General features: G+C 68.5%; 22 protein-coding genes. 9 read left to right on the top strand and 13 right to left on the bottom strand.

The genetic code is table 11. The annotated features are described in order from the left end of the window. On the top strand, positions 1-289 hold a 289-nt coding region (locus A5646_RS26885), incomplete at its 5' end, for a cutinase family protein (RefSeq protein ID WP_156765630.1). A 21-nt stretch (positions 290-310) separates the two neighbouring features. Here the strand turns inward: A5646_RS26885 and A5646_RS26880 are convergent. From A5646_RS26880 to A5646_RS26865, 4 genes are all read right to left on the bottom strand, one after another. Then, positions 311-1675: an aldehyde dehydrogenase family protein gene (locus tag A5646_RS26880; RefSeq protein WP_067025535.1), complete on the bottom strand. Its 1365-nt coding sequence runs from the start codon at positions 1673-1675 to the stop codon at positions 311-313. 35 nt (positions 1676-1710) lie between these two features. Beyond that, entirely contained in the window at positions 1711-2805 is a 1095-nt protein-coding gene (locus A5646_RS26875; protein ID WP_066870040.1) for an AMP-binding protein, read from the bottom strand. A 136-nt stretch (positions 2806-2941) separates the two neighbouring features. Next, entirely contained in the window at positions 2942-3706 is a 765-nt protein-coding gene (locus tag A5646_RS26870) for an SDR family oxidoreductase (RefSeq protein WP_066870038.1), read from the bottom strand. Positions 3707-3868: 162 nt separating this feature from the next. Beyond that, positions 3869-4828: an oxygenase MpaB family protein gene (locus A5646_RS26865; protein ID WP_067025529.1), complete on the bottom strand. Its 960-nt coding sequence runs from the start codon at positions 4826-4828 to the stop codon at positions 3869-3871. 189 nt (positions 4829-5017) lie between these two features. Between A5646_RS26865 and A5646_RS26860 the strand changes: the two genes are divergently transcribed. The 3 genes from A5646_RS26860 to A5646_RS26850 all read left to right on the top strand — a co-directional run bounded on the left by A5646_RS26860 (position 5018) and on the right by A5646_RS26850 (position 7923). Next, positions 5018-5623, top strand: a complete 606-nt coding sequence (locus tag A5646_RS26860) for a TetR/AcrR family transcriptional regulator (protein WP_066870058.1) — start codon at positions 5018-5020, stop codon at positions 5621-5623. A 40-nt stretch (positions 5624-5663) separates the two neighbouring features. Beyond that, positions 5664-7040: an adenylate/guanylate cyclase domain-containing protein gene (locus A5646_RS26855; protein WP_066870032.1), complete on the top strand. Its 1377-nt coding sequence runs from the start codon at positions 5664-5666 to the stop codon at positions 7038-7040. Positions 7041-7176: 136 nt separating this feature from the next. Next, positions 7177-7923, top strand: a complete 747-nt coding sequence (locus tag A5646_RS26850; RefSeq protein WP_066870028.1) for a methyltransferase domain-containing protein — start codon at positions 7177-7179, stop codon at positions 7921-7923. A gap of 34 nt (positions 7924-7957) precedes the next feature. Here A5646_RS26850 and A5646_RS26845 read toward each other — a convergent pair whose 3' ends face one another. Next, positions 7958-8407: an SRPBCC family protein gene (locus A5646_RS26845; RefSeq protein ID WP_067025525.1), complete on the bottom strand. Its 450-nt coding sequence runs from the start codon at positions 8405-8407 to the stop codon at positions 7958-7960. Positions 8408-8465: 58 nt separating this feature from the next. Next, positions 8466-9161 (bottom strand): SDR family oxidoreductase, encoded by a 696-nt coding sequence (locus tag A5646_RS26840; protein WP_066870022.1) that lies wholly within the window; start codon positions 9159-9161, stop codon positions 8466-8468. Positions 9162-9309: 148 nt separating this feature from the next. On the opposite strand from A5646_RS26840, the gene A5646_RS26835 reads away from it, so the two are divergent. Then, positions 9310-9900 carry a CGNR zinc finger domain-containing protein gene (locus A5646_RS26835; RefSeq protein WP_067025532.1) on the top strand — a complete coding sequence of 197 codons (591 nt, stop codon included), beginning with the start codon at positions 9310-9312 and terminating at the stop codon, positions 9898-9900. On the opposite strand, the gene A5646_RS26830 is transcribed toward A5646_RS26835, so the two are convergent. From A5646_RS26830 to A5646_RS26825, 3 genes are all read right to left on the bottom strand, one after another. Beyond that, positions 9835-10446 carry a bifunctional 2-polyprenyl-6-hydroxyphenol methylase/3-demethylubiquinol 3-O-methyltransferase UbiG gene (locus A5646_RS26830; protein WP_066870019.1) on the bottom strand — a complete coding sequence of 204 codons (612 nt, stop codon included), beginning with the start codon at positions 10444-10446 and terminating at the stop codon, positions 9835-9837. The genes A5646_RS26835 and A5646_RS26830 overlap by 66 nt on opposite strands. Positions 10447-10474: 28 nt before the next feature. Continuing rightward, a complete protein-coding gene (locus tag A5646_RS29640; protein WP_197497949.1) occupies positions 10475-10636 on the bottom strand; it encodes a hypothetical protein in 162 nt (53 codons plus the stop codon). A gap of 154 nt (positions 10637-10790) precedes the next feature. Beyond that, on the bottom strand, positions 10791-11636 hold the full coding sequence (locus A5646_RS26825; protein ID WP_067025522.1) for an SDR family oxidoreductase: 846 nt from the start codon (positions 11634-11636) through the stop codon (positions 10791-10793). Between the two features lie 93 nt (positions 11637-11729). Between A5646_RS26825 and A5646_RS26820 the strand changes: the two genes are divergently transcribed. Next, positions 11730-12344: a PaaI family thioesterase gene (locus tag A5646_RS26820; RefSeq protein ID WP_066870011.1), complete on the top strand. Its 615-nt coding sequence runs from the start codon at positions 11730-11732 to the stop codon at positions 12342-12344. Positions 12345-12358: 14 nt separating this feature from the next. On the opposite strand, the gene A5646_RS26815 is transcribed toward A5646_RS26820, so the two are convergent. The 4 genes from A5646_RS26815 to A5646_RS26800 form a co-directional block, all read right to left on the bottom strand. After that, on the bottom strand, positions 12359-13123 hold the full coding sequence (locus A5646_RS26815; protein ID WP_066870053.1) for a DUF2127 domain-containing protein: 765 nt from the start codon (positions 13121-13123) through the stop codon (positions 12359-12361). A 65-nt stretch (positions 13124-13188) separates the two neighbouring features. Next, entirely contained in the window at positions 13189-14577 is a 1389-nt protein-coding gene (locus A5646_RS26810; RefSeq protein WP_067025520.1) for an MmgE/PrpD family protein, read from the bottom strand. A gap of 111 nt (positions 14578-14688) precedes the next feature. Further along, on the bottom strand, positions 14689-15645 hold the full coding sequence (locus tag A5646_RS26805) for a LysR family transcriptional regulator (protein ID WP_067025517.1): 957 nt from the start codon (positions 15643-15645) through the stop codon (positions 14689-14691). A 9-nt stretch (positions 15646-15654) separates the two neighbouring features. Next, a complete protein-coding gene (locus tag A5646_RS26800; protein WP_066870003.1) occupies positions 15655-16530 on the bottom strand; it encodes an IclR family transcriptional regulator in 876 nt (291 codons plus the stop codon). A gap of 124 nt (positions 16531-16654) precedes the next feature. Here A5646_RS26800 and A5646_RS26795 point away from each other — a divergent pair, with 124 nt between their 5' ends. Genes A5646_RS26795 through A5646_RS26785 form a run of 3 tightly spaced genes read left to right on the top strand, consistent with a single transcriptional unit; the run spans position 16655 to position 18930 of the window. Next, positions 16655-17698, top strand: coding sequence for a zinc-binding dehydrogenase (locus tag A5646_RS26795; RefSeq protein WP_066870000.1), 1044 nt, complete (start codon positions 16655-16657; stop codon positions 17696-17698). Then, entirely contained in the window at positions 17695-18108 is a 414-nt protein-coding gene (locus A5646_RS26790; RefSeq protein WP_066869997.1) for a nuclear transport factor 2 family protein, read from the top strand. The genes A5646_RS26795 and A5646_RS26790 overlap by 4 nt, the downstream gene beginning before the upstream one ends. Then, positions 18109-18930, top strand: coding sequence for an SDR family NAD(P)-dependent oxidoreductase (locus A5646_RS26785; RefSeq protein ID WP_067025514.1), 822 nt, complete (start codon positions 18109-18111; stop codon positions 18928-18930). The last annotated feature ends 164 nt before the right edge of the window (positions 18931-19094 follow it).

The following is a 19094-nucleotide window of genomic DNA, read 5'->3' as shown; positions in this document are numbered from 1 at the left end:
CAACCACGTCTCCTCGGTGGTGCTGTTCGGCATGCCCAACGTGCGGGCGATGAACTTCCTCAACGAACCGCCCGTGGTGATCGGCCCGGCGTATCAGGACAAGACCATCAAGGTGTGCGCCACCGAGGACCCGGTCTGTTCCGACGGGATGAATTTCGCCGCGCACGACACCTACGCCGACGACAGCGCGATGATCGACAAGGGAGTCTCGTTTGCCTCCAGCCACCTGGCCCTGGACGGCCCGGCCGCAACGGCGGTCGCGTCGCCGCGTGGCAGCTTCGGAGAGTAACCGCCTGCCCGGGGTTCCTGGCTAGTCCCTGATGAAGCCCTTGTTGCGCATCAGGGCATCGGCCAGGAATCCGTCGTGCGGAATGTGCGGGGCGTGCCACCACGTGGGGTGGTGGCCGCAGTAGACGTTGCCGACGGTCGGCTCGGCGATCAGATCGTCGATCAGCGCCTCGTCGCCGGTGATCGCGGTGACCACCAGCGAATGCCGTAATGGTTGGACCCCGTCGTGGCGCGACCAGGCCGACACCCACGCACACGGGAAGGGCAGCTCCAGGTTGAGCTGGTCCGGATCGGGTTGTGCCATCACATGCAGGGCCGGGCGCAGCGCGGCGTAGCCGTCGCCGAGTTCGGCGACCACCCGGTCGGCGCCGAGCAGCGGGGTCGACCCGACGGCCTTGGCCGCCAAGATGTTGGCGACCGCGCGCGCCCGGTGGACGGGCAGGGTGGGCAGGACCGCCCGCTCCTCATCGGTGGGCAGCGGTTCGATCGCCGCCAGCCGTTCGGCGATGGCATGGGCCAGCGCGGCGGGATCGCCCTCGTAGAGCACCGCGGTGGTGTTGACGCATGCCATGCCGCCGTGGTTGGCGATCGAGTCGACGATGACGTCGAGGTAGTCGCGCCAGTCGCGGTCGGCGGTGATCACGATCTTGCTGCGCCCCGGCCCGTTGACGATCACCGCCGGGTCGTCGGCGTACTTGTCGACCACCTGCTGGCCCCCGTACACCATCGCCAGGTCGGCCGCCCGGATGATCTCGTCGGCGCCGGCATGGTCGGTCGGCAGGTAGACGGCGTCCTCGGCGCGGAACCCGGCCCGCCGCAGCGCGCACACCAGCCGGTGAGCCGTCAGCGGCTCGCGGCGTGAGGGGCGCACCGCGACCCGGTAGCCCAGCGCGAGGGCCTGCGGCCAAAGCCCATGGACGCCCGGGCCGTTTCCGGCCGCGTGCACCGCGAACACCTCCCCGCGCCGCACCCACACCGCACCGCCCGCGCGGGTCCGCTCCTCGCGCCAGTCCAACGCCGCCCCAACCGGCCGCGCCGGCCGCACCGCGTCGACGGCGTCGCCCACCGCGTCGGCCACCCCGCGCGCCCCGGCCCGGGTGACCGCGATCGGCATGCCCGAAATCCGGGCGGCCAACGCCACATAGGCCTCGAAATCCAGCCCCGCGACGACGCCGTCGGCGAAGATGCCGGCGGCCCGGGACAGCGCGGCCGCGCGCCGGGCAACGGGCAGCGGTGCGGTCCTGCGCTGCGCGCCCAGCGTCCGCGACACATACAGCGGCGGAACCAGGCTCAGCTCCGCGACCGCGGCACCGGCGGTGGTGGTGACCAATTCGCGTTTGCGGGTCCGGTACTCACCGTCCGCACCGAGGGCGTCGAGTGCCACCAAACCGGTTGCCGCACAGCCACTGTCACTGTCCACGCTCAGTACACGCCCTCGATGACGGCCTCGCCCTCGAAGGTGGACACCGGCCGCACCTCGCTGACCGAATCGCTGAGATCGCCCGCCGGTCCGGGCATCCTGATCGCCCGGTCGCGCTCCAGGTTGTTCGGTATGAACATGCCCTTGCTGATGTGGTGCATCACCACCTGACCCGGACGCCCGTAGGGCACCCGTTCCCCGGTGTCGGGATCGACCACCCAGAACACCACATACGGGGTGCGCGGATCGAAGACGAAGGAGTCGTCGTCGCCGGTCCGGGTTACCGCCTGTGACAGCACCATGGTGCTGCCGAACGCCATGGCGATGGTCGTCGCGGGAAAGATGTCGCGCAGCAGGTCGAGGGTGTCGGCGTCCACGTGCGCCCCGCTGAGCAGCAGGTAGCGGATCTTGTCGTTGACCAGGTCGACCACCCGATCGTTGCGGGCGATCGCCTCCAGCAGCGGCGGGGTGGTGTGCAGGTTGACCACGGACTGCGTCTGCAACACGAAGACGGCCTGCTCGACAACGTGGTCGACGTAAGCCGCCACCTCGGTTGCCGCCCCGCGCGCGGCGAGCCGTTTCACCCAGCGGGGATCGATGTCGATTGCGTGGAAGACGGAGCCGAGCCGCTGCGACACCAGCCGGGAGAAGTAGCCGACGCCGTGCGGACCGCTCGGCATCAGACACAGAAAGCCCTGGCCCCGCCGGAAACCGCCCGCGGCGAAGTCCTCGGTTTGCCATTCGACTACCTGTGCGACCCAATCCGGCAGCTGCACAGTGCGTTTCGGGGCGCCGGTGGTACCCCCGGATTCGAAGATCTGGGGCACCGGTGGCCGGGGCCCGTAACCGCGCGGAATGAGGTCTTCCACTGGGACACTGCGTAATTCGTTGACCAGGTTGGGGAACAGTTGTAGGTCGGCGAAGGTGTTGACGTCGGTCAGCGGGTTGAAGTTCAACGTGCGGGCGGCCCGCAGCCAGAACGGCGAACCGGTGTCGTCGCCGAAGTGCCAGGCCATCGCCGCCCGCAGGTAGGCCTCGGCGTCCGCCACGGGCGCCGCCCGTGGGACGTCCAACAACGAGAAATCGACTGCGGCCATGCCCTCGATACTCTCGCATCCAGGACGGTGCCGCCAAGGACGACGGGCGCCCGCGGCCAGCGGCGTATCTCCTTATCCGCTTATTTCACAAGGAATTGCATCTGTGTGCACGCGGTGTTCAGCGGCACCGCCCGGCCTAGCCGCCGAACATGGCGGTGATCGTCTCGTTGAAGCGGGGGTAGATGTCGTCGTAGGTGCCGTCGCGCTCGGCGAACCGGAACATCTTGGCGCGCTCCACCACGATTTCCTTGGCCTGCGGCTGCGTCTGCAACAGGGTGACGGTCTCGGTGATGTAGTCCTCCAGCGGCATCGCCCGGGGATCGAATCCCCGCTCGCCCTGCAGCGCGGTCTGCACGTGCGGCGGGATGATTTCGATCACCTGCACCGAAGTGCCGCGCAGTTGGAAGCGCAGCGATTCGGTGTAGGAGTGCAGCGCCGCCTTGGAGGCACAGTAGCTCGGGGTGAGCGCGCTGGGCATGAAGGCCAGACCGGACGTGACGTTGAGGATGGTGGCGTGCGGCTTGCGCAGCAGCGCGGGCAGCAGGGCCGAGGTCAGCCGGATGGGGCCCAGCAGGTTGATGGCCACCGACTGCTCGGCCAGGCCGACGTTGCCGGTGGTGAGGTCTTCGACCCGTTGAATTCCGGCGTTGTTGACCAGCACGTTGAGGTCCGGGTAGTGGTCGGTCAGCTGGGTGGCGAACCGGCGGATATCGGCGGCGTCACCCTGATCGAGCGACAGCGTCTGGATGCCGGGGTTGGCCTCGGCGACGGCCCGCAATTGGTCGCTGCGCCGGGCGGCGATGATCACCTGGTTGCCCAACCGGTGGAAGGATTCGGCCAGACCTCGGCCGATTCCGCTGCCACCGCCGGTGACCAGAACGGTATTGCCCGTCAACTGCATCGCGGTACTCCTTCGGGTCGCCCTGCCACCGGCTCGATCGACCGGCCCACTGAGCCGACCTAGCGGAATGCCCCAATGCGCAGCCGGCTAACCACCATGCCTCATCCGCACGGGCGCTGTCACGGATATCGCCGCGACGATGCCGAGCCGCCCCAGACCCGGTTACGCGGCCGGGCGGTTGTGCAGCCGGCGCGGGTCGACGCCCGCGCGGTCCCATGCGTCGGCCGCCCAGCTCGTGTAGAGCACCCGGACGGGCAGCCGGTTCAACAGCGGGTTGAGCGCGCGAATGGCTGCGGCGACGCGCTGAAAGCGCTTCTCCTTCTTGGCATCCCATCGCAGCTGGCACACCTCGCGCATCTGCGGCGGAAGCGTTCCGACCACGACCAGCCGGGTGTAGGCGTTCAGCGGAGCCGAGAGCACTTTCCACACCGGTTTGGGCATCCGGCGCGGGCCCGGGATGCCCTTGCGGATGTAACCGGTGCCGTACAGCACGGTCTTATGGGGGACGAACCGGTCGAGCATCTCGTCCCAGTAGGCCAGGAAGTCGTCGTAGGCCTGCGGTTGCCCGCGGTCGCTGACGCCATACAGGCTGTACCAGAGCTTGCCCTCGTTGAAGATCTGCTCCTTCTCTGCGCGGCTCAGCCTCCGGATGAACATGTCGGTGTTGTAGATGACCTGGTCGACGAAGCTGGCGTGCGCCCAATAGAACAGCTCAGGATTCAGCGCGTGATAGCGCGAGCCGTCGCTGACCGTGCCCTTGATCGTCTTGTGGAAGTCCCGCACCTTGCGGCCCCACTCGTACGGTTCGTCGGAGTAGACGGTGTTCATCAGGGGCGGTGCGGTGCGCTTGGCCCGACCGAGCGTGTCGCTGAAGATGACGGAGTGGTCCAGCACGCCCTGGGCGAGCTGCTCGATGCAGTTCTCCACCCCGGCGGTGCGCTGAAAGCCGAACAGCTGAGTCCGGACGTCGCCGTAGAACTTCCAGATCAACGAGTCCGGCCCCAACCGCGGGGCGGCGTCGGCGATCTCGTCGTCGACCGGCATCGGCATCGCCTCGCGGACGCCGGTATCGAAACGCGACCCCGCACTTGCCGCGGTTAACTCATCGTTTTGAGCGGTCATGCCCACCTCCTCGCCGTACCCGCGCCGCGCGACGGCAACCGGTGTGAATCAGTGACACAAAAATGTGTCTTTGTTTCAGTCGCCTCGAACACTAACAAGCGCGCGTCGCCATCGCACTCCCGGGCAGGTCTTCGCGCCGGAAAAGTCGGCCGTGAACCATGCCGAGGAGTTGATACGATGCCGCCAATCATGCAGTCCGAACGGGGCTCTGCCACTGCCGAGGCGCTCACCGATCTCGACCGCACCATCTTGGACACCGCGCGCAGCGTGTTCGAGATCTACGGCGTGCGTCGGGCCAATATCGACGACGTCGCCGCCCGCGCCGGGGTCAGCCGCAGCACCATCTACCGTCGCTTCCCGACGAAGGAGAACCTGTTCGCCCACGTGGTGCGGCGCGAAGCCGGCCGGTTCTTCAGCACCCTGGACCAGGCGACAACCGGCTGCGACCCGCAACAGGCGGTCGTCGAGGCCTTCGCGCTCGGGGTGCGCCTGGTACAGGACTCCGCGCTGTACTCGCGGATCGCCGAGAGCGAACCCGAACTGTTCGGCATGTTCTCCCGGTCGCAGGCGTTTCCGATTCGCCAGTTCGCCGACGGGATCGCCCACACCCTGCGCCGTTGCGGCGCCGACCTGGCCGAGGCCGACCTGGACAACATCGCCGACATCCTGCTTCGCGTCGCCTTGGGCATCATCGTCTTCCCCACCGACCGGCTCGACACGTCGGATCCGGCGGCGGTTCGCGACTACGCCGCGCGCTATCTGGTGCCGATCATCGGCGGCGAGCGGTCCCGATAATGGGCCTCGAATTGTCGGCGGCCTGAACTAGCCTTGAACCGTGGCTGGGAGTTCTGCGGCGCCGCGGACTCGGTACGCCAGTTGCGGTGAGATCGACATCGCCTATCAGGTCTTCGGCGATGGCCCGATGGACCTGCTCATGCTGCCGGGGCCGCTGATCCCGATCGACTGCGTCGACCTCGAGCCCTCGATGTACCGCTTTCATCGCCGGCTCGCGTCGTTCTGCCGGGTGATCCGCTTCGATCAGCGCGGCATCGGCCTGTCCTCCCGGGTCCCCTCGCTGGACATGCTCGGTCCGGAGTCATGGGCGCAGGATGCGCTCGCCGTGATGAATGCGGTGGGTTGCGAGAAGGCCACGATCTTCGCTCCGGGTTTCACCTCGCTGGCCGGTCTGGTTCTCGCGGCCGACCACTCCGATCGGGTGAACAGCCTCGTCATAGCCAACGGCGCGGCGCGCACGCTGCGGGGCCCGGACTACCCCATCGGCGCCGAACTCGACGCCGCCGAGCGATTCACGTCGGTCGGGATGGAGCCGGACGCCGTCGAGCAGGGCTTCGACATGCTCGGCATCATCGCCCCCAGCGTCGCGCACGACGACGCGTTCCGCTCGTGGTGGGACATGGCCGGCAACCGGGCAGCGTCACCCAGCATGGCCCGTGCGTTCATCAACAAGGTCCGGGAGGGCGATGTCCGCGACAGGCTGCCGCGCGTCGCCGTGCCGACGCTGATCGTCCATCGCGACAACCCCGCCTTCAGCCCCGTCGAGCATGCGCACTACCTCGCCGAGCGCATCGCCGGCTCGCGTCTCGTCGAACTGCCCGGACAGGACTCCCTGTACTGGGTCGGCGACACCGGCCCGATGCTGGACGAGATCGAAGAGTTCATCACCGGAGTCCGCGGCGGCTCCGACGCCGAGCGGCTGCTCACCACCATCATGTTCACCGACATCGTCGGCTCCACCGAGCGCGCCGCCGCGCTCGGCGACCACCGCTGGCGCGACCTGCTGGACAACCACGACAGGATCGTGCGCCACGAACTGCAGCGGTTCGGCGGTCGCGAAGTCAACACGGCCGGTGACGGATTCGTCGCCACGTTCACCAGCCCCAGCGCGGCGATCGCCTGCGCCGACGCCATCGTGGACGCCGTTCGTGTGCTGGGCATCGAGGTGCGGGTCGGCATTCACGCCGGCGAGGTCGAGGTGCGCGGCGCGGACGTCGCGGGCATGGCCGTCCACATCGGCGCGCGGGTGGCCGCGCTCGCGAGACCCAGCGAGGTGCTGGTGTCGTCCACGCTGCGCGACATCGTGACCGGCTCGCGGCACCGGTTCGGCGACCGCGGCGAGACCGCGCTCAAGGGCGTGCCCGGGTACTGGCGGCTGTACGCCCTTGTCCGCGAGCACGCCGTCGTTCGGCGGTAACCGGACCGCAAATCGCAGCGGTCGAAGAGCCGGCGCCCCCGGCGTAGGCTGCGGACGGGACTCACCGGAGCCGAAGCATCCCGGCTTTCCGTTCGATTTCTGGCGTCCGGCTTGGTATTTGACCGAAGGAGTACGCATGACCGACGTGCACGTCTCGCTGCCTCCCGCCCTCCGGCGCGCGCTGGACCTGCTCATCGATCCGCCGGCCGATCCCGACGTGAGCCGGGGCTATCTCGACCTGCTCGGCCCCGGCGCGGCCGCCGGTGGCGCCGTCGAGCAGAACACCGGCCCCATCCAGGCGGCGTGGGCCTCGCCGATCGGGTCGCTGCTCTACGACAACGCCCAAGCGCTTTCTCGGCGCTGGATCAGCGCATGGCAACTGCCGCTGGAATGGTTGGACGTTCCGCAGGGCGGTATCGCGCTGGACGTCGGATCGGGGCCGGGCAACGTCACCGCGTCGCTGGCCCGTGCCGCCGGTCCGCAGGGGCTGGCCCTCGGCGTCGACATCTCCGAGCCCATGCTGGCCCGCGCGGTCCGCAACGAGGCCGGGCCGCAGGTCGGCTTCCTCAAGGCCGACGCACAGCGACTTCCGCTGCGCGACAGCACCATTGACGTGGCGGTGTCGACCGCCGTGCTGCAGTTGGTTCCGAATCCGGCCGACGCGCTCGCCGAGATCGCGCGCGTGCTGCGCCCCGGTGGCAGGCTGGCCGTCATGGTGCCCACCGCCGGGCGCCTGGCCCGGTATTGGCGGATGCTGCCTAACGTCGGGGCGCACGCGTTCGACGACGACGAAATCGGGGATGCGTTGGAGAACAACGGTTTTGCCAGTGTGCGGGTGAAGACCCTCGGGACGTTCCAGTGGGTGCGCGCCAAGTTGGGCTGACGCGCCCAGCGTTTTCGATGGCGGGTGCGCGGACCTAGTCCGGCGACTGGGCCAGCACGGCGAGTCGGTCCATGGACTCGCGCAACATCTCCGCCGTCGTCGCGCGGGCGCGCTCGAGGCGGGTGGCGTCGGTCAGCGCCGTCCAGTCGTAGGTGTGCGTCACCGTGGTGAGTTCGGCGTTGACCGGGCTCAGTTCCCAGCGCCACAGGTGCCCCGGCGGCTGCTTGCCGGGTTCGGCTGGGCGCCAAGCGATTACACTGCCCTCGACGAACTCGGTGACGTGGTTTTCGCGCACCGCGCCGTTGGTCAGCGTCGTCTTGAACACGTCACCCACGCGATGCACACGACCGGAGGCAGACGATGCCAGATTGCCGTTGCCGTCCCAGCTCGGCTGGCGGGACGGATCGGCGATCAGTTCGAAGATGCGCGCCGCATTGGCCGACATCACGCGGGTGGCGCTCACGATGCGTTCGGTATCGGACATATCGCTATCCAAACACGTGCGGCCGTACGGCGCGCCGGTGACTTTGGGCCGCGGCGGTTCACCCCATCCGGGGCAGCGCCTCGATGGGTCCGGACAGTACCGATTTGACGTAGCGGGTGTCGTCGTCGGCCAGCACCTCCGTGTCGTCCCGCTCGATGCCGTCGACGATCGCCCGGGCCACCTGGCGCGGATCGTTCTTGCGTGCCTCGAAGCCGGCGGTCATGTCGGTGTCGGTGAAGCTGAGGTGCGCGGCGACGACCAGGGTGCCCTGTTTCTCGAGCTCGATGCGCAGCGAGTTCGTCGTCGACCACAGTGCGGCCTTGGAGTCGCCGTACCCGCCGGAGCCGGGCATCCAGGACAGGATCGAGGCGATGTCGACCAGCGCACCGCCGCCGTTGTCGGCCAGGATCGGGGCGAAGGCCTTGGCCACGCGCAGCGCGCCGAAGTAGTTCGTCTCGAAGACCGCTCGCACCTCGTCGATGTCGCTGTCAAGCAGTGTCCGGGCGCCGAGAACTCCGGCGTTGTTGATGACAATGTCGGCGTCCGCCGCCGTGGACGCCAGCGCGGCAACCGAATCCGGGTTGGTGACGTCCAATTCGACGCTGACCACGCGGGGGTCCTGGCTGGGCTTCGGCGCCCGGGCGGTGGCGTAGACCTTCGCCGCGCCCCGGTCCAGCAATTCGGCCACGATGGCCTTGCCCAGACCGCGCTGCCCACCGGTGACCACTACCGTCGACCCCTTGACGTTGACCATGATGCTACTCCTTTGACTTAGGCAAAGATGTTTTGCTTACGTCAAGCTAATTGACCGCCGCGACAGAGTCAAGTATTCTTTGCTTATGTCTTCCGCGTGGGTTGCGTCACAGCGATACGGCTGCGCCGGCGCTCCCGGCGGCCTGGGCCTGGTCCAGGACTTCCTCAACACGAGGGCCATCGACGGGTACGGGCCGGACCTGCTGGCCGAACCACGCCTCGCCGGCGACTGGGCGACGGCCGCCGTGCGGGCGTGGTCGTCCGCGCGCGGCGTGGACCTGTCGCCCCCCGAGCTGGGTGACGCCGACCTGGCCAAGCTTCGCGCGCTGCGCGCCACCATCGAGCAACTCGTCGCCGGCGAACAGCCGCGATCTCATGGCGCCGACGGCGTCGCCGCATCTTTCGCGCTGTCCGATGCCGGTGAGGTGCGGTTGGATCCCCATGGCGGCGGTTGGCGTTGGCTGGCATCGGCGCTGTGGGGCGAGATCCTGTTGAGCCAGCAAGCCGGCACCTGGCGGCGAATCAAGCGCTGTCACAACCACCGGTGTGGCTCGACGTTCTACGACCGCTCGAAAAACAGCAGCGGGGTCTGGCATGACGTCAAGACGTGCGGCAACGCCGTCAATCTGCGGGCCTCCAGGGCGCGCCGGCGCGAACGCGAACGCGCGCTGCAATCAGGCGTTGCGCCAGAGCAGTCGGTAGCGGTAGTAGACGCCCCGCCGGATGCGGGCTCCGGGTAGCACATCGGTGACTGCCCGCCGGATCTCACTGAGGCCCTCGTCGGGGTCGGCGACCGCGACGCCGATGTCTCGGGTCTCCCGGTGCAGCAATGAGCCGACGCGCGCCACCGGCGTGCTGAGACCGGCCCACAGCCAGTCGGCAACGCTCTTGTTGGCGGACAGTCCCACCACCGCCAATTGCCCAGCGGGCCGCAACATTTGACGCACCTTCTGCAAGGTGTCGCGCAGCGGCAGGTGGTGCAGGCTGGCGACGAACGTGATCAGGTCGAAGGAAGCCTCGCCCGGCTCGAACTCCTCGAAACGCCGCAGTTGCGCCGAGGCGTTCGCGATCGGCTGCAATCGCTGCGCGGCGCGCCTCACCGATGTCGGATCCGCATCGATCCCGACGACGCTGCGCGACACCGCGGCTAATCGCTGAGCCAGCAGCCCTTCCCCGCATCCGACGTCCAAAACGTCGCCGCGGTGCCGCGAAGCGATGCCGACCAGCCACGGGTGATAGGCGCTGTTGTGGTTCCAGTAATCCTGGTGTTCTGCGTAGTCATCCACCGTCGACTCAGTCTGCCTGACCGGGCCGTCAACAGCGCTCGGCGCCCCGGGACATCAACCGCGGGCCCACGGCGGCCGGCCGTCGGGTGCTTTTGAGCATCGCCTGCCAGGCGCCGGAGGCACGTTTCAGGGGCGCGACCACGTCGAAAGTCGCGGGAGCCTGGCTGACCCAGGCTGGAAGTGTGGCCACCGTCTGATCCTTTGTTCTTTCGGCTTGTGCGCCGTCTCATTCAATTGCACCGCAGCCGTTTTACGGGGGTGCCGCGCCGCGGTAAACGCCACGAAAAGCCGTTCTGTGGTCTACCGCACACGCGGGGCGCGAGGAAAGACACGCAACAGTTACCCTAATGAAAACCCTTGAACCGGCGTAGATACCCGGGCAATCGGTGTCCGGGCACAGCCTTGGGCCAGTCGTCGGGGCGAAAATACGCGTCGGTACCGCCGTCCACGAATACTACACTGCCGCACAGGAAATCGGCGGCATCGGACAGCATGAAGCACATCCACTCGGCCATGTGCCCCGCGTCACCGAAGCCGCCCACCGGCACCGGAAACGCCCGGACGGCCTTGGCCTGCCTCGGATCCGAGAGTTGCTCCTGCAGAAGAGGTGTCATGATCGCGCCCGGTGACAGGGCGTTCAGCCGCACGCCCGACCCGGCCCACTCCGGTGAGGCCGCATGTCGCCGCACCCAGCGGCTGACCGCGATCTTCGAGGCGCCATACATCATGGTCGGCGCCCCTGGGCCCAGTAGCCGCACCGCCCGCCACGCCTTGTCGGCATCGTGTGCCAGCAACGCGTTGACGGCCCGACGCGGCACCGCGGGCATCGTCGTCGCCGAATTGCTGGCCACCACAACAACCTTCGCGCGCTCGGCGGCGGCCAGCGCCGCACGCCAGGCGACGAGTAGCTCGACCACCCCGAAGTAATTGACCGCAGCGATCTGCCGGGCGCGATCCCGGCCGCGGCCGGGACCCAACCCGGCGGCCAGCACGGCGCCGTCCAGCCTGTTGCCCGAGGACGCCAGGACGCGTTCGGCGGCCGCCCTGCGCCCGTCGGGCGTCGACAGGTCGGCCACGACATCGGCATCCTTGATGTCGACGCCGATGACGGTGTGCCCGTTGTCCCGAAGGCGCTGCGCCGTCTCGCGGCCCATCCCGGAAGCCGATCCGGTTATCGCGTAGGTCCCCATTGACTCCTCCGTTCCCAGCGCAGTATGCCCGGTGACCCCGGGCGCTCCGGTGGGCACCAGCCCACCCAGCGGACGCACTGTTAAGTTGCCAGGATGCATGACCCCACGCCCTGCATCGATTTCAGCCAACTCGAGTCGGTTTACGCGCCGCTGGCCGAATCGGTCCGCCGACTCCTAGACATCAGCATCCGCACCGAAGCCGGGCCCGCGGCGGTGGCGGCGGCCATCGCCAGGATCGACAGTGCGACAGACGAATTGAGCGACGCGCTGCTACCCGGGCCGTTCGGTGTACACCGAACCGCCGACGGCCAGACCATCGCCTGGGGCAACGCCGTGGTGGGTCTGCGAAACCCGGTGGCCCCACCGCTGGTCATCCATCACGATCCCGACGGACTGGTGTGGTCGGAATTCGTGCTCGGCGCCGCCTACGAAGGCCCACCGGGTACCGTGCACGGCGGCGTCTGCGCCCTGGTGCTCGACCACGTGCTCGGGGCGACGGCCCACCAGCCCAACAGGCCCGCCTATACCGGCACGCTGACCCTGCGCTATCGCCGGCCCACCGCGCTGGGCAGGCCGCTGCGCGCGGAGGCTCGCGTCGATCGCGTCGACGGGGTCAAGATTTTCGCCGTCGGCCAGCTGGCCGACGATCAGGGCGTCACCGTCGAGGCCGAGGGCGTTTTCATCCACCCCAAGCAGCCACCGGCGTAACCGTCGGGCTTCGCTCAGGTTCCGGCCGCGGCCCGTTCGACGTCGAGCAGCTGCTCCCCGCGTCGTTCCTCGTCGTAGGCCTTCCGCCCGCCGCGCAACCCGAACAGCCGTTTCGAGACCAGTAGGTAGATCACCGCGGCGACATTGATGGTGAAGGTCACCAGCCGGGTCATGGTGATGCCCTTGGCCAGGTCGTGGATCTCGAGGGGCAAGAAAACCGAGGTGGCTATCACCGCGAAGTATTCGCCCCAGCGTTTCAGCAGCCACAGGCCCACCCCTTCGACGACCTCGAGCAGCGCGTAACCGGCCAGCATCAGGGTCAGCAGGGCCAGGGTGGACGGCTTGGCCGCCAGCGCCTTTTCCAGTTCGTGCACGATGGTCATCTGGTCGACCTTGAAGCCGGCGGTGCGGAAGATGGGCAGGTCGCGATCGAGGGTGGCCTGGATGGCACCGCGCGCTCCGCGGAACTTCCACACCGCATAGGCCGCCAGCGCGATCACCACCGCCCGCAGCAGGCGTTCGACCGCCAGGATGCGGATGATGATGGCCTGTCGTAAAGCCTTGCCGCGCATGATCATCGGTGCGTCTTCGGCGCGACCGCGCCCGTGTGGCTCGCCGACGGTGAATTCGCCGCACCGCAGGCAGCGCCACACCTCGCCCAGCCCGGTGCTGCCGCTCAGCCGGTCGGCGAGGGACTTCTCGTCGGGCGCGTAGGTGACGTGACCGGCAACCGCGCAGGTGACCAGCTCCCAGCGGTTGCGGCCGTGTTCTTTACCCATGGCCGGATCATTCATGGCGGGCGGTCGGCCACGCAAGGGGGCGAGCGCTACGTGCCAGACGGGTGTCAGAAGCGCGGCCTACTGCGCGCGCGCCGCGGCGTGGAAGGCACCGATCCGAGCAACCCGGTGAGTTCGGTGACCTCGATCTCGTCAAGCCGGGCCACCGCGGCGACGATCTCATCGCGCAGCGGCTCGTCGCAGAACGGTTCGGCGAGCCAACCGAACTTGTCCACCACGCGGTCCCAGGACATCGGGCGGGTGGGTGATCCCTCGTAATCCGACTGCTCGCGGCTGAATTGGCGCCCGTCGTGGGTGATCACGTGCACCCGCGCCGCGGTGCGTTGCGGATAGTCCGCGGTCAGGTCTGCGGCCGGAACGACCTGCACCCGGGACAACAGGTCGATGACGTCGCTTTGCGAAACTCGGTCGTTCTCAAGCTGTTCGGGGCCGACGCCACCGTCGAGCAGGGCGACCGCGGTCAGGTATTTGAGGTTGTAGTCGGCCCGCTCCTTGGTGGTCGGGTGGTCTTTGTCGCCGTAGGCTCCCCCGCCGGCGAAGTCGTAGGCGCCCTGAAAGACCTCGAGGACCACCCGCGCGACATCCGCACCCTGCAGACCGTGCTCACCGCGCACGGCCAGGATCGCATCGATGACGACCTGGCCGTGGATGAGCGAGCAGTATTGCTTCAGGTAGGTCTGCTCGACACAGGTGAGACTCCGGTCGGCGGTGTGCAGATCGATGCGCTGATCGAAGAGTTGCACCAGCCCGTGCGGGCCCTCGAAGAGCGCCTTGGGTCCGGTGATGCCACGCGCGGCCAGCATCGTCGTGTACACGGCGCGCATCCCGGTGATGGCCGGCGAGATGCCCTTCCAATTCGAAACCGGCTCGGCGTGCACCGCCGCCAGTGACACGTTGTCGGCCGCCGCGGCGGCAATGGCGTTGGCGGTCTGCTCGGCGCTCAGCCCCAGCAGCTTCGCGCTGCCCGCCGAGACCGACATCGCCAGCTGCAGCGCGTGGTTGAGTCCGCGGGCCATCACGGGAACCTGTGCGCTGAACCGGCATTGGATCTCGTAGGCGACCGCCAGCGCGAGCAGGAAGTCGGCTCCGCCGGCGCCGGTGTGCTCGGCCACGGCCAGCAATGCACCGACATTATCGGCGGGATGGCAGAGCCCACCCACCGTGAGATAGGTGTCGAGCAGATCGGGGTAGCGCACCAGCACCGCGTTGAAGAACGCGGCCTGGTCCACCGAGGCGCGCCCGCCGCCGACCAGGGTGGCCGTCGGGGCGCCACCGAACTGGGCGGTGTGGTCGCGGATCGTGGGGATCAGCTCGCCGTCCAGGGCACCGACGGCGCACGCGATGCTGTCGAGCACGTTGCGTTTCATCAGCGCCCGCGGTCGCCCGGTCAGGTCCCCCGGCCGGGCACCGACGACGAAATCGGCCAGCTCGTCCACAACGTAGTTATGTGCCACCACTTTTCGCCCCTCCGCTCTACGGACTTCAGTGAAGCCCCGCGCCGAGCCAGCGTCCACGATCCATCTCTTATGAGTGGTTGACGGAGGTTCTCACCGCACGCCGGCGCCGGTTTGCAGGACGCCCCGGTGGGGATCGTCGGCCGGAGTCCACCACCGTCCGGTGGGCGGGGTCAGCCAGTCACGACCGCGCGCAACCGCCAGCAACGACGTCACGGCACCGCGCACACTGGGCCGGTCATCGTCCTGGCGGTGTAGCAACGACCACGTCCACAGCGGTACCGGGTCGGCGACGGGGCGCCGGGTCAACCGGGGCGGGAGGGCAGCGGTGTGGCGCTTGGGTGACTCCAGTACGGCACCCGCGATCATGCGGACGTGCGCGTAGAACGCGTCGCCGGTGATGCCGCCGTCGTTGATTCCGACGACACGTGCGCCGGTGTCGGCGGCGAAGGCTTCGGCGAACCGATTCCACGATGACCATGCCGACGCGTCGTCGTCGACGAGGACGCTGACATGCCGTGCGCCAATCGGTTCCGATGACGCGGCCCCCGGAACGACCGCGCTCAGCGGCTCGGCGCGAAGCAGGTGCGGAGTCAATGCCCGCTGCTTGGCCTGCGCGTCGGTGATCCAGGCCAACGCGATGTCGAGGGTGCCCTCGGCCACCCGGTCCGCCTGCACGTGCGACGGCAACACCCACTCGTCCAGCCGCAAGGCCGCCGCGGACCCCACCAGGGCGTCGATGTCGTCGGGCAACCAGCTGACGTACCCGAGCCGCACCGGGGAGCTTTGCGCGGCGGTCCGCTGCAGCCGGTGCTTGGCGTCGTCGGCCAGTGCCAGAATCCGGCGCGCGTCCGGGAGGAACGTACGGCCGGCCTCGCTCAGCCGGACGCTGCGCCGGTCCCGCACTAGCAGATCGGTGCCAACTTCGCGCTCCAACGCGATGATCTGTTGCGACAACGCCGGTCCCGAAATGTGCAGGCGCTTGGCGGCGCGACCGAAGTGCAATTCCTCTGCGACCGCGACGAAATAGCGCAGCTGCCGCAGTTCCATGCGTCGAGCTTAAGTCGCCCCACCTGCCCCCTCGATCGCGCCCGCCCGCGGTGGCGATGCGCTGAGCTCGGTCGTCTCGTCGGTCAGCTGTTCCCCGATGTCCCGGATCTGTCGCGCGCTCAACGCGCACAGCGGGTGTACGGCCACCATCAGGGCGACGCGGCCCCGCTCGTCGAAAACCGGTGCGGCGATCGTCACCACGGGTTGCTTGCGGCGGCCCGGGTTGTCGTCGGAAAGAAATCCGATGGTGGTGAACTCGACCAGCAGCTGGTCCATGATGTGGCGCACCGGAGTCGGCATCTCGCTGCTGTCCAGCGTGCCGACCACCTGCACCGCCTGCGCGAGCGCCGGCGTCGTCCAGTCGACGTCGAAACCCCGCTCGCGAGTGTGCGCCAACACCTGCTGGAGGCGCTGGGTGCGGTCGGGATTGCCGCCCGCGCCACGCCGGATCCACGCGCGCTGCTCCTCCTCGGTGTCCCAGGCCGCCATCGCCACACCGAACGGCGGCGCATAGGGAATCCGATCCCCCGGTATCCCCGACGGCTGCGTGGCGGGTTCACCCTCAAAGGCGGTGACCACCAGGGAATCACCGAACTTCTCGACCACCGAACAGGCATAGCCGACCTCGCGGGAGAGCCGCAGCGCCGCGGACCGCGCCGCATGCGCGAGAGGGCGGGCCGTGTCCGTGCGCGCCGCCACCACGGCCAGCGCCGGGCCGAGGGCGAAGGTCTTCGTGATCGGGTCGCGACTGGCCCAACCGCGGTCGCACAACGTTTTAAGGATCGCGTGCGCGGTCGCCTGGGTGAGATCGAGTTCGCGGACAACGTCGGAGAAGCGCAGCCGCGCGCCCGCAGACCGCGCCAGCAGCTCGACGACATCGAGCACCCGGGCGGTCGGCGCTGACGTCGACCCGCGAATCGCTTGACTCCTTTGCGACGGCGTTCTTAAAGTTGTACGAACATTCGAGATTCTATATCGATTATTCGAGAAAGTTAACGCATTGCGCGCTGTGGTGTTACGCGACGGCCGGTTACAGGTCCGGGAGACACCGGATCCCGAGCCCGGACCGGGTGAGTTGCTGTTGCGCACGTTGAGCACCGCGATCTGCGCATCCGACGTGCACTTCATGGATCATCCCGAACTTGCCATCGACGATCCGACCGGCCGCTCGCTGTACGACACCGAGCGCGACCTCGTGCTCGGCCACGAATTCGTCGGCGAGGTCATCGGGCACGGGCCCGGCTGCACCGACCAATTCGCCCTCGGTACGCGGGTAGCGGCCATGCCGGTCCGGCTGGTCGACGGCGGCGCCGGCGGGATGCGCATCATCGGTCAGCATCCCGAGGCGCAGGGCAGTTTCGGTGAGCTGCTTGTGGTTTCGGAAGTGGCGGCCAAACCCGTGCCCGGCGACGTGTCCAGCGATGCCGTCGCGTTGACCGACGCGTTCGCCGTCGGCGAGTTCTACGTGCGGTCGGCGCGGCTGCAGCAGGGCGAGATTCCGCTCGTCATCGGCGCGGGAGCGATCGGGCTCTCGGCCGTCGCCGCCCTGGCCGGCCGCGGCGTGGAACCCATCGTCGTCGCGGACTTTCAAGCCGACCGGCGCCGGCTGGCCCGCGACCGCTTCGGCGCGCACATCGTGGTCGATCCGGCCGAAAAATCGCCGTTCGAGGCGTTCAACGAGGTTCGGGCGCAACGCGGATTGCCCGGTCCGGCAGTCGTATTCGAATGCGTGGGCGCGTCCGGACTGATTCAGCAACTGGTCGAATCCGCCGAGATGGGCACCCGCATCTACTGTGCGGGCGGCTGGTACACCGGCGACACCCTGGACATCACCACCGCCACCCGTCAGGGCGTGACCATCCAGTTCGGCGGCGGGCCGCACCCGCAGGACTGGTACGGCACGCTCGACGCGATCGCGACGGGCCGATTGGACCCGCTACCGAGCGTCGGCAGGATCATCGGGCTCGACGAGGTGCCCGACGCGCTCGATCAGGCCCGCAGGTCCGAGGGACCGCCCCGGATCGTCGTGCATCCGAATGGAGACATCCCGTGAGCGAACGCGATGACCGGCAGGACATCTCCGAACTGCTGGTGCGCTATGCGACGGGGATCGACCGCCGCGACTGGCCGCTGTTTCGCACCGTGTTCACCGACGACTGCCAACTCGACTACGGCGAGATCGGCACCTGGAGAGGCGTGGATGCCGTGGCCGACTTCATGGAGCAGGTGCACGCCCTGGCGGGGCATACGCTGCACCGCCTGACCAACCAGGCCATCACGCTGCATGGCGACACCGCCACCGCACGCACCTATATCGACGGCCTGATCATGGTCGGCGACAACAGCTCTGGCGTCAACGCGATCGGTTTCTACGACGACGACATCGTGCGCACGCCGGCAGGATGGCGCATCGCCCGCCGCCGCTACACCCAGGTTCGCATCACCACGGTCGGGGGCGCCTAGATGACGTTCGCGACGAAATACGGGCCGTGGGCGCTGGTGGCCGGCGCGTCCGACGGGGTGGGCGCGGCGTTCGCCGAAGGGCTCGCCGAGCGCGGTGTCAACGTGGTGCTGCTGGCCCGCCGGCAAGCCGTTCTCGACCGGGTCGCGGCCGAGATCGAAGCCAAGACATCGGCGCAAACCCGCACCGTCGCAATCGATCTGGCGCGGCCCGCAGCGGCGACGGCGATCGCCGAGGCAACCGCTGACCTGGAGATCGGGATGCTGGTGTATTGCGCGGGCGCGGACCCGAATTTCCAGCCCTTCCTTGCCAATTCGATCGAAGCCGCCGAATCGATGGTGCAACGCAACTGCATGGTGCCCATGCAGCTGTGTCACCATTTCGCGCCCGCGATGGTGGCGCGGGGCAGCGGCGGCATCGTCATCTTCGGTTCCGGTGCGGGGCTGGCCGGCGGACCCAACATGGTCGCCTACGGCGCCTCCAAGGCCTTCGACATGGTCTTCGCCGAGGCGCTGTGGGCCGAGCTGCACGACAAGGGCGTCGACGTCCTGGGCCTGATCCTGGGCAAGACCAACACCCCGGCATTGCGCGCGCTCGAATACAGCCGCGGCCAGATCGGCTCCCCCGACGAGGCGCCCTCGGACGCAGCGGCCGTGTCCGACGTCATCGCCGAGGCGTTCGAGAACCTGGGCAACGGCCCGACCCTGATGGTGGGCGACACCATGCGTGCCGCCGCGCAGCTGCTGGCGTCGCTGAGCCGCAATCAGGCCGTTGAGCTCTTCGCGCAGGCGGCCGCCGCCGCGATGGGTCCGGACGCCCAATGAGCGGCCCGGCTGTTCGCTGCGCGGCGCACCGCCGTCCGCGAGGTTTGCCAAAGTTCGAAATCAGGGCAGCCTAACTTTTGCTTCTGCGCTGCCCTGTGCAGCAAATACGGGCTTGGGCGCGGCGCCACTTTCGCTGACCCACTGCGTTGCTGAGCCCGCCCGCC

It is taken from the genome of Mycobacterium sp. 1245499.0 (assembly GCF_001673615.1).
GTDB lineage: Bacteria > Actinomycetota > Actinomycetes > Mycobacteriales > Mycobacteriaceae > Mycobacterium > Mycobacterium europaeum_A.
This window is presented reverse-complemented; position numbering and strand designations above follow the sequence as displayed.